Consider the following 8,806-nt stretch of genomic DNA (forward strand, 5'->3'; position numbering starts at 1 on the left):
TGTTTACTTCCTCATAAATGTTAACAAAACGCTGTCTAAGATACCCTAGATCGTATGGGCATTCGTCACAGTTTCAAGAGTCGCGCGTCATTAACCTACTAAAAATACGAAACTTTACAAAAACGGCGCGCGACCGGGATTTGGCAAATTGTAAACGATTGTTGCGTAAGGCGGAGGTTTTTTTACCCTAAATTTGTCAGGCGATGCATCAGCCCGCCTCCCTTCATCCAGCAGGGAGGCGGGCCTTCGCGTCGCCATAAAAAAACGCACCCGAAGGTGCGTTTTTCATCCTGCCGTAGGCGGCCTTATTTGGCCGGCGTTGGCTGCTGAGCGGGCTGATCTTTTTCCAGATGAGCCAGGTCCAGCGCGATATGCACAGATTCATCCAGGTACGGATCCGGTTCCTGGTAATCCTTCGGCAGATCGTCGAGCGATTTCAGCGGCTTCTTGCCCGCGCGTTCCAGGCGCTCGTTGATGCGTTTCAGACGGGTCGCGTCGTCATCGTGGTTCTCTTTCTCGCGCACCGCCAGATTGAGGGACACGATGTTGCGTTTATCCTTCAGCGCCTTGTAATGCGCGATATCCTGCGCGATGTACTGGAACTCTGGATTTTGCGCAATGCGCTGCTGGTGATCTTTCAGCAGTTCCGGCTCGAACGGCGTCATATCGCCGGTCTTGCTGTAGGTCGCCGCATTGATGCTGTCCCACGGCATGGCGTTGTCTTCAAACGCTTCGCCGGTTTCCGCCGGATCGACGCCGGTCGGCATCAGAATGTCCGGCGTCACGCCCTTGCGCTGGGTGCTGCCGCCGTTGACGCGGTAGAACTTCTGAATGGTGTACTGCACCGAACCGAGCGCCGGCCACTCAGGGCGCAGCATCTGGTCGTAGATGCGGTTCAGCGAACGGTACTGCTGCACGGTGCCTTTACCGAAGGTCGGTTCGCCGACGATCAGCGCGCGGCCATAATCCTGCATCGCCGCCGCGAAGATCTCGGAGGCGGAGGCGCTGAAGCGATCGACCAGCACCACCAGCGGGCCTTTGTAGTAGGTCACGCCGTCGGTGTCGGCGTCTTCACGCACTTTGCCGTTGTTGTCGCGCACCTGCACCACCGGGCCGCTCGGAATGAACAGGCCGGACAGCGACACCGCTTCGGTCAGCGCGCCGCCGCCGTTGGTGCGCAGGTCGATGATCACGCTCTTGACGTTCTGCTTGGCCATCTTCTGCAGCTGCACTTTCACGTCATCGGTCAGACCAACGTAGAAGCCTGGGATGTCGAACACCGCCACCTTCTCTTTGCCGACGGTCTTGATGGTCATTTTCACCGCGCGGTCTTCCAGGCGAATGCGCTCGCGGGTCAAGGTGACCACGCGGGTTTTGGTGCCCTTGCCGGCCGGCAGGACTTCCAGGCGCACCTTGCTGCCCTTCGGCCCTTTGATCAACGACACCACGTCGTCCAGACGCCAGCCGATCACGTCCACCATCGGTTTGCCGGCCTGGCCGACGCCGACGATGCGATCGCCTACGGTGATCGCCTTGCTCTTCGCCGCCGGGCCGCCCGGCACCATCGAGTTGATCAGGGTGTAGTCGTCATCCATCTGCAGCACCGCGCCGATGCCTTCCAGCGACAGGCTCATCTCGGTGTTGAACTGCTCGGTGTTGCGCGGAGACAGATAATTGGTGTGTGGGTCGATTTCATGCGCAAAGGCATTCATCGCCAGCTGGAAGACGTCTTCGCTGTTGCTTTGCGTCAGGCGCTTGATGGCGAACTGATAACGCTTGGTCAGCGTGTCGCGGATTTCTTTGTCGGTCTTGCCAGTCAGCTTGAGGTTCAGCTCGTCATAGGTGACTTTCGCATCCCACAGGCTATCCAGCTCGGTCTTGTCTTTCGGCCACGGCGCTTTGCTGCGGTCGAGATCGATAGTGCCGTTGCCGGTGAAGTTCATCGGCTTGTCCAGCAACGACAACGCATAGGTGTAACGCTCGAAACGGCGTTTCTGCGCCAGATTGAACAGCGCGTAGAAGGTGTCCAGCTTGCCGGTTTTCAGCTCTTCGCCAACCTGATTGCGTTTGCCGGCGAACTGCGCCACGTCGGAAGCCAGCAATACGTTATGGTTGTAGTCCAGCATGTTCAGGTAGCGATCGAAGATCTTGCCTGAAAACTCCGCGTCAAGGGCGAACTGGCGGTAATGAGAGCGAGTGAAGCGCGAGGTAACGCGCTCACTCACCGTAGCGTGCTGGGGTTCCTGTTGCAGTTGGGGCAGTTGGCCGATGCGGATGTTGGCTGTTTCCGCGCCGTAACTGACACCCGCCCACAGCAGCCCTGCAATCGCTGTTAATCTGACGAATTTGTTCATGCCTGGGTTGGCCTCCGTATCAGAACTGCAAGTGTTCTGCGCGCACAATCATCGCCAGACCGGAAGAGAGCTGCACACGTACGCCATCTTTAGCGATTTCGAGTACGGTAGCATCCATCGCGCTCTTGCCTGCTCTGACTTTGATTTCCTGGCCAATTTGCAGTTTAGAGATATCCGTGACTGGCGCATAACGCGGCTGGCTTTCCTCTTTGGCTGCACGAGGTTGGCGAGCGGGCTGTGGGCGAGTTTGTGGGCGCGGCTTGCGGTTTTCCGGCGCGGCTCCGCCTTCGCGACGTGCAGCGGGCTTTTTACCGGCTGGACGCGGACGGCGTGGCGCAGCATCGGCGGATTCGCCGGCGGCTTCACGTTTTTTGGCGTTTTGTTCGGCACGTTGTGCCTGAACGCGCGCTTTGGCTTCTTCAAGCTGCTGGCGAGCATGATCGACATGCTGCTGTTCCAGTTCACCGCACGGATTGCCGTCCAGATCGACGCGCTGCGCGCCGACTTTAACGCCGTACAGGTAACGCCAGCTTGAGGTGTACAGGCGCAGGGCAGAACGCAATTGCGTTTTGCTGAGATTCTCTTCCCCCTGCACGCGCTCTACCAAATCCTGAAAAATACCGATTTTCAGCGGACGAGCTTCGCCTTCGGCGCTAAAGCAGAGCGGAAAACGCTCGGCAAGAAAAGCAATGACTTCTTTACTAGAGTTCAACTTAGGTTGATTTTCCATGAAATTTCCTGATTACAACGGTATTGCCAACAAGCCACAGGCATGAACAGGCGTCATTATAATGACGCCATCGGTAATTGCCACGTTAACCGTCGATCAACTTGCCGCCACAGTCACATATTTCGCACTGTCGCACTGTTCCAGTTGCTCACAAAGCCCCGCCACCACTGCTTTCAGGCCCGCTTCGTCCCGTTCGTCGAAGCGTTGATAAACCGTGCTATCGATATCCAAAACGCCGATCGTCCGGCCGCCAACCGCCAGCGGCAGCACGATTTCCGCGTTGCTGGCCGCATCGCAGGCGATATGGCCCGGGAACGCATGCACGTCGCCGACGCGCTGCACGCGATTTTCCGCCACCGCCGTGCCGCACACGCCCTTGCCCACCGGGATGCGCACGCAGGCGATCTTGCCCTGGAACGGCCCCAGCACCAGCTGATCGCCCTCCATCAGATAGAAACCGACCCAGTTCACGTCATCCAGACGCTCGTTGAGCAAGGCGCTGGCGTTGGACAGCGCCGCGATAAAGTTGGTCTCCCCGCCGAGCAACGCGCTCAGATCACGTTTTAATTCCGCGTAGAATTGTTCTTTTGTCATGTGATAACCATTGAAACAGTGAAGATGGCCAGAAGCCCAAAGCTTAGGCCCTATAAAATAAGCATTAAATGCGTATAGCCACAAGGTTAATCATCTGTTGCTTCACAAAACCCCGTCGCTCGGGGTATGTTTGCCGCTCAGAATCCCGGTTTACCTCGTTTTACCGTCCGGCGCCCGATCGCCAGTGACGCGGCCGGTTTATTTTTCAGCTACGCTGACAGTTCCGGCGGGCTCAAGGGCAGCGACTTGTCAAAAATGAAAATACACGCGATCACCGCCCCCCTTTCCAAAGCGCGCCACCAACGCTGCTGCGAGTGCGATCTGCTGTTCATGCTGCCGCCGCTCAGCGGCAATCAGGCCGCTTATTGCCCGCGCTGCAACGCCAAGGTGGTGCACGGCCGCGACTGGTCGATGACGCGTCTGACCGCCATGGCGATCACCATGCTGCTGCTGATGCCGTTCGCCTTCACCGAACCGCTGATCAGCATCCGCCTGCTCGGCACGCGCATCGACGCCAGTTTGCTGGAGGGCATCTGGCAGATGAGCCGCCAGGGCGATCCGCTCACCGCCAGCATGGTGGCGTTTTGCACCCTCGGCGCCCCGCTGACGCTGGCGCTGTCGTTGCTGTACCTGCGCTTCGGCCACGCGCTCGGCATGAACCTGCGCCCGGTGCTGCTGATGCTGGAACGGCTCAAAGAGTGGGTGATGCTGGACATTTATCTGATCGGCATGGCGGTGGCGGCCATCAAGGTGCAGGATTACGCCGACATTCAGGCGGGCAGCGCGCTGATCGCCTACCTGTCGCTCACCCTGCTCAGCATCCTGACGCTGATCCACGCTAACCTGGAGCAGCTGTGGGAGCGTTACTATCCGCAGGAACAGCCGGAAGGCCCGCCGGCGGCGCTGCATATTTGCCTGTCCTGCCACTATACCGGCTACCCTGACGCGCGCGGCCGCTGCCCGCGCTGCCATGTGCCGATGTGCCACCGCCAGCCCTACAGCCTGCAGAAAACCTGGGCGGCGCTGATCGCGGCGATGATCCTGCTGATACCGGCCAACCTGCTGCCGATTTCCATCATTTACGCCAACGGCGTGCGGCTGGAAGACACCATCTTCTCCGGCGTGGTCTCACTGGCCACCTCCGGCAACGTGCCGATCGCCGCCATCGTGTTCATCGCCAGCGTGCTGGTGCCCTTCACCAAGGTGATCGTGCTGATCACGCTGTTGCTGAGCATCCACTTCAAAACCTCGCACAGTCTGAAGACGCGCATTCGTCTGCTGCGCCTGGTCACCTGGATCGGCCGCTGGTCGATGCTCGATCTGTTCGTTATCGCCTTGATGATGTCGCTGGTAAATCGCGATCAACTGTTATCTTTTACTATGGGACCGGCCGCGTTTTACTTTGGCTCGGCGGTCATTTTGACTATTCTTGCCGTTGAATGGCTCGATAGCCGATTGATTTGGGATGCACATGCAACAGGAAACGCCGACTACACCGACTGAAGCGCGGGTCAAGAACAAACGCCGCATTTCACCGTTCTGGTTACTGCCGTTCATCGCCCTGCTGATCGCCGGGTGGCTGGTCTATAACAATGTCCAGGAGCGCGGCACCACCGTCACCATCGATTTCCAATCGGCGGCGGGCATCGTCGCCGGCCGCACGCCGGTGCGCTACCAGGGCGTTGAGGTCGGCACGGTGCAAAAAATCAGTCTGAGCAAAGATCTGCGCAGCATCGTGGTGGAAGCCAGCATCAAAAGCGATCTGGAAGACTCGCTGCGCGAAGGCACCCAGTTCTGGCTGGTGACGCCCAAGGCCTCGCTGGCCGGGGTGTCCGGCCTCGATGCGCTGGTCGGCGGCAACTATATCGGCATGATGCCCGGCAGCGGCAAGGAGCAAACCCATTTCACCGCGCTCGATACCCAGCCGAAGTACCGCCTGAACACCGGTGAACTGATGATTCACCTGCACGCCGACGATCTCGGCTCGCTCAACAGCGGCTCGCTGGTCTACTACCGTAAAATTCCGGTCGGCAAGGTGTATGACTACACCATCAGCGAAGGCAACAAGGGCGTGACCATCGACGTGCTGATCGACCGCCGCTTCGCCAACCTGGTGAAGAGCAACAGCCGCTTCTGGAACGTTTCCGGCTTCAAGGGCGATTTCAGCCTGTCCGGCGCCACGGTGCAGATGGAGAGCCTGGCGGCGCTGGTCAACGGCGCCATTGCCTTCGATTCTCCGGCCGATGGCCAGCAGGCCAAGGGCGATCAGAGCTATACCCTGTATCCTGATCTGGCCCACAGCCAGCGCGGCGTCAATATCCTGCTGGATCTGCCGAGCGGCAACAGCCTGAGCGAAAACCGCACGCCGCTGATGTACCAGGGGCTGCAGGTCGGCACCCTGACCAAGCTGACGTTGCAACAGGACAGCAAAGTGGTCGGTGAACTGACCATCGATCCTTCGGTGGTCGATCTGATGCGCAGCGGCACCCGCATCGTGATGCGCAGCCCGCGCATCAGCCTCAACGACGCCAAGCTTAGCCAGTTGCTGACCGGTACCACGCTGGAGCTGGTGCCGGGCGAAGGCGAGCCGCAGCAGCGCTTCAACGTGCTGGACAGCAGCGAAACGCTGTTGCAACAGCCTGGCGTGCTGACCGTCACGCTGAATGCGCCGCAAAGCTACGGCATCGACGTCGGGCAGCCGCTGGTGGTGCACGGCGTGAAAGTCGGCCAGATCCTGAGCCGCACCTTGACCGCCGGCGGCGTGGTGTTCACCGCCGCCATCGACGCGCAGTACCGCGGCCTGCTGCACAAAGACAGCAAATTCGTGGTCAACAGTCGTCTCGACGTCAAGCTGGGCATTGACGGTATGGAAGTGCTTGGCGCCAGCGCCCAGGAATGGGTAGACGGCGGCGTGCGCATTATTCCCGGCAGCAAGGGGGAACCGGGCGGCCAATACCCGCTGTACGCCAACAGCGAAAAAGCCGAGGAAGGCATCGTCGGCAACGCCCCCGCCACCACCCTGACCCTCAGCGCCACCAGCCTGCCGGACGTGCAGGCCGGCTCGGTAGTGCTGTACCGCAAATTCCAGGTGGGCGAGATCGTCAACGTTCGGCCGAAGGCCAACGAGTTTGAGGTGGACGTCTATATCAGCCCGGAATACCGCAAGCTGCTCACCCGCGAAAGCATCTTCTGGGCCGAAGGCGGCGCCAAGGTGCAGCTCAACGGCAGCGGCCTGACGGTGCAGGCTTCGCCGCTCAACCGCGCGCTGAAAGGCGCCATCAGCTTCGATAATCTACAGGGCGTGACGCTGAACAAGGGCGCCAACCGCGTGCTGTACGCCAGCGAAACCGCCGCCCGCGCGGTGGGCAGCCAAATCACGCTGAAAACCTACGACGCCAGCAAGCTGTCGGCGGGTATGCCGCTGCGCTACCTCGGCATCGACGTCGGACAGGTAGAGTCGCTGCAGCTGGCGCCGGAGCGCAACGAAGTGTTGGCCAAAGCGGTGCTGTATCCGGAATACGTGCAGACCTTCGCGCGCCTGGGCAGCCGCTTCTCGATCGTGTCGCCGGAGATCTCCGCCGCCGGCGTCAGCAATCTCGATACCCTGCTTCAACCTTATATCAACGTGGAGCCGGGGCGCGGCCGCGAGCTGCGCACCTTCGAGCTGCAGCAGGCCAGCATCACCGACTCGCGCTATCTCGATGGCCTGAGCGTCGTGCTCGACGCGGCCGAAACCGGCTCGCTGCAGATCGGCACGCCGGTGCTGTTCCGCGGCGTGGAGGTCGGCACCATCACCGGTTTCTACCTTGGCGCCATGTCCGACCGGGTGCACGTTGCGCTGCGCATCAGCAAGAAGTATCAACATCTGGTGCGCAACAACAGCGTGTTCTGGCTGGCGTCGGGTTACAACCTGCAGTTCGGCCTGACCGGCGGCGTGATCAAGAGCGGCACCTTCCAGCAGTTCATTCGCGGCGGTATCGCCTTCGCCACCCCGCCGACTATTCCGCTGGCGCCGAAAGCGACGCCGAACAAGCACTTCCTGCTGAATCCGGAAGAGCCGAAGGACTGGAAAACCTGGGGCACCGCCATTCCGCGCGATTAACTTTCGCGTTTTCCTCAGGGCCCGGCAATGCCGGGCCCTGTTTTTTTCCGCTTTGTGATAAACTCTCGCCCTTGTCTTTATTGCACCCTGAGAGTTCGCCCCGTGGCCAAATCCACCGCCGTTTTTCTGCCCCCCGCTTTCCTTGACGCCACCCGCGCCATCATGCCCCCCGAGCTGGCGATGGACGATTTTATCGCCGCCTGTCAACGCCCGCTGCGCCGCAGCCTGCGCGTCAACACGCTGAAAATCAGCGTCGCCGACTTCCTGGCGCTGGTGCAGGATTACGACTGGCGATTGGAGCCCATTCCCTGGTGCGCGGAAGGGTTCTGGATCGAGCGCGACGATGAAGAACTGCGTCTGGGCAGCACCGCCGAACACCTGAGCGGTCTGTTCTACATTCAGGAGGCCAGTTCGATGTTGCCGGTCAGCGCGCTGTTCGCCGGCGACGCGGCGCCGACTCGGGTGCTGGACGTGGCGGCGGCGCCGGGCTCCAAAACCACCCAGATCGCCGCGTTGATGGGCAACCAGGGCGGCATCGTCGCCAACGAATACTCCGCCAGTCGGGTGAAAGTGCTGCACGCCAATATCAGCCGCTGCGGCGTGAAGAACACGGCGCTGACCCACTTCGATGGCCGGGTGTTCGGCGCCGCGCTGCCGGAAAGCTTCGACGCCATTCTGCTCGACGCCCCCTGCTCCGGTGAAGGCGTGGTGCGTAAAGATCCGGACGCCATGAGCAACTGGTCGCCGGACAGCGTCGCCGAGATCGCCGCCACCCAGCGCGAGCTGATCGACAGCGCGTTTCATGCGCTGGCGCCGGGCGGCGTGATGGTTTATTCCACCTGCACGCTCAATGCGCAGGAAAATCAGCAGGTGGTGCGCTGGCTGCTGGACACCTATGGCGACGCGGTCAGCGTCGAGCCGCTGGGTGAGCTGTTCCCCGGCGCCGGCAAGGCATTGACCGCCGAAGGCTTCCTGCACGTCTTCCCGCAGATTTACGACAGCGAAGGCTTTTTCGTCGCCCGTCTG

Annotated in this window: 6 protein-coding genes; 3 read left to right on the forward strand and 3 right to left on the reverse strand. The window is 60.7% G+C overall.

Features of this window, described 5'->3' with window-relative positions:
* Nucleotides 1-305: 305 nt before the first annotated feature.
* From prc to ADK28_RS13405, 3 genes are all read right to left on the reverse strand, one after another.
* A complete protein-coding gene (gene prc, locus ADK28_RS13395; protein WP_033640537.1) occupies nucleotides 306-2,354 on the reverse strand; it encodes a carboxy terminal-processing peptidase in 2,049 nt (682 codons plus the stop codon).
* Between the two features lie 19 nt (nucleotides 2,355-2,373).
* On the reverse strand, nucleotides 2,374-3,084 hold the full coding sequence (gene proQ / locus ADK28_RS13400; RefSeq protein ID WP_004931497.1) for an RNA chaperone ProQ: 711 nt from the start codon (nucleotides 3,082-3,084) through the stop codon (nucleotides 2,374-2,376).
* A gap of 96 nt (nucleotides 3,085-3,180) precedes the next feature.
* Nucleotides 3,181-3,678, reverse strand: a complete 498-nt coding sequence (locus tag ADK28_RS13405) for a GAF domain-containing protein (RefSeq protein ID WP_033640540.1) — start codon at nucleotides 3,676-3,678, stop codon at nucleotides 3,181-3,183.
* Nucleotides 3,679-3,933: 255 nt separating this feature from the next.
* On the opposite strand from ADK28_RS13405, the gene yebS reads away from it, so the two are divergent.
* The 3 genes from yebS to ADK28_RS32990 all read left to right on the forward strand — a co-directional run.
* Nucleotides 3,934-5,181 (forward strand): membrane integrity lipid transport subunit YebS, encoded by a 1,248-nt coding sequence (gene yebS / locus ADK28_RS13410; protein WP_028128162.1) that lies wholly within the window; start codon nucleotides 3,934-3,936, stop codon nucleotides 5,179-5,181.
* On the forward strand, nucleotides 5,150-7,780 hold the full coding sequence (locus ADK28_RS13415; RefSeq protein WP_015377667.1) for a PqiB family protein: 2,631 nt from the start codon (nucleotides 5,150-5,152) through the stop codon (nucleotides 7,778-7,780). The genes yebS and ADK28_RS13415 overlap by 32 nt, the downstream gene beginning before the upstream one ends.
* Before the next feature lie 162 nt (nucleotides 7,781-7,942).
* A partial coding sequence (locus tag ADK28_RS32990) for an NOL1/NOP2/sun family putative RNA methylase (protein WP_414711756.1) occupies nucleotides 7,943-8,806 on the forward strand: 864 nt, incomplete at its 3' end.

Source organism: Serratia sp. 506_PEND, from assembly GCF_001076875.1.
Classification (GTDB): Bacteria; Pseudomonadota; Gammaproteobacteria; order Enterobacterales; family Enterobacteriaceae; genus Serratia; species Serratia marcescens.

Coding starts and splice junctions, on each gene's coding strand:
- proQ (WP_004931497.1), bottom strand. CDS start 3,084: ATGGAAAATCAACCTAAGTTGAACTCTAGTAAAGAAGTCATTGCTTTT.
- yebS (WP_028128162.1), top strand. CDS start 3,934: ATGAAAATACACGCGATCACCGCCCCCCTTTCCAAAGCGCGCCACCAA.
- ADK28_RS13405 (WP_033640540.1), bottom strand. CDS start 3,678: ATGACAAAAGAACAATTCTACGCGGAATTAAAACGTGATCTGAGCGCG.
- ADK28_RS13415 (WP_015377667.1), top strand. CDS start 5,150: ATGCAACAGGAAACGCCGACTACACCGACTGAAGCGCGGGTCAAGAAC.
- prc (WP_033640537.1), bottom strand. CDS start 2,354: ATGAACAAATTCGTCAGATTAACAGCGATTGCAGGGCTGCTGTGGGCG.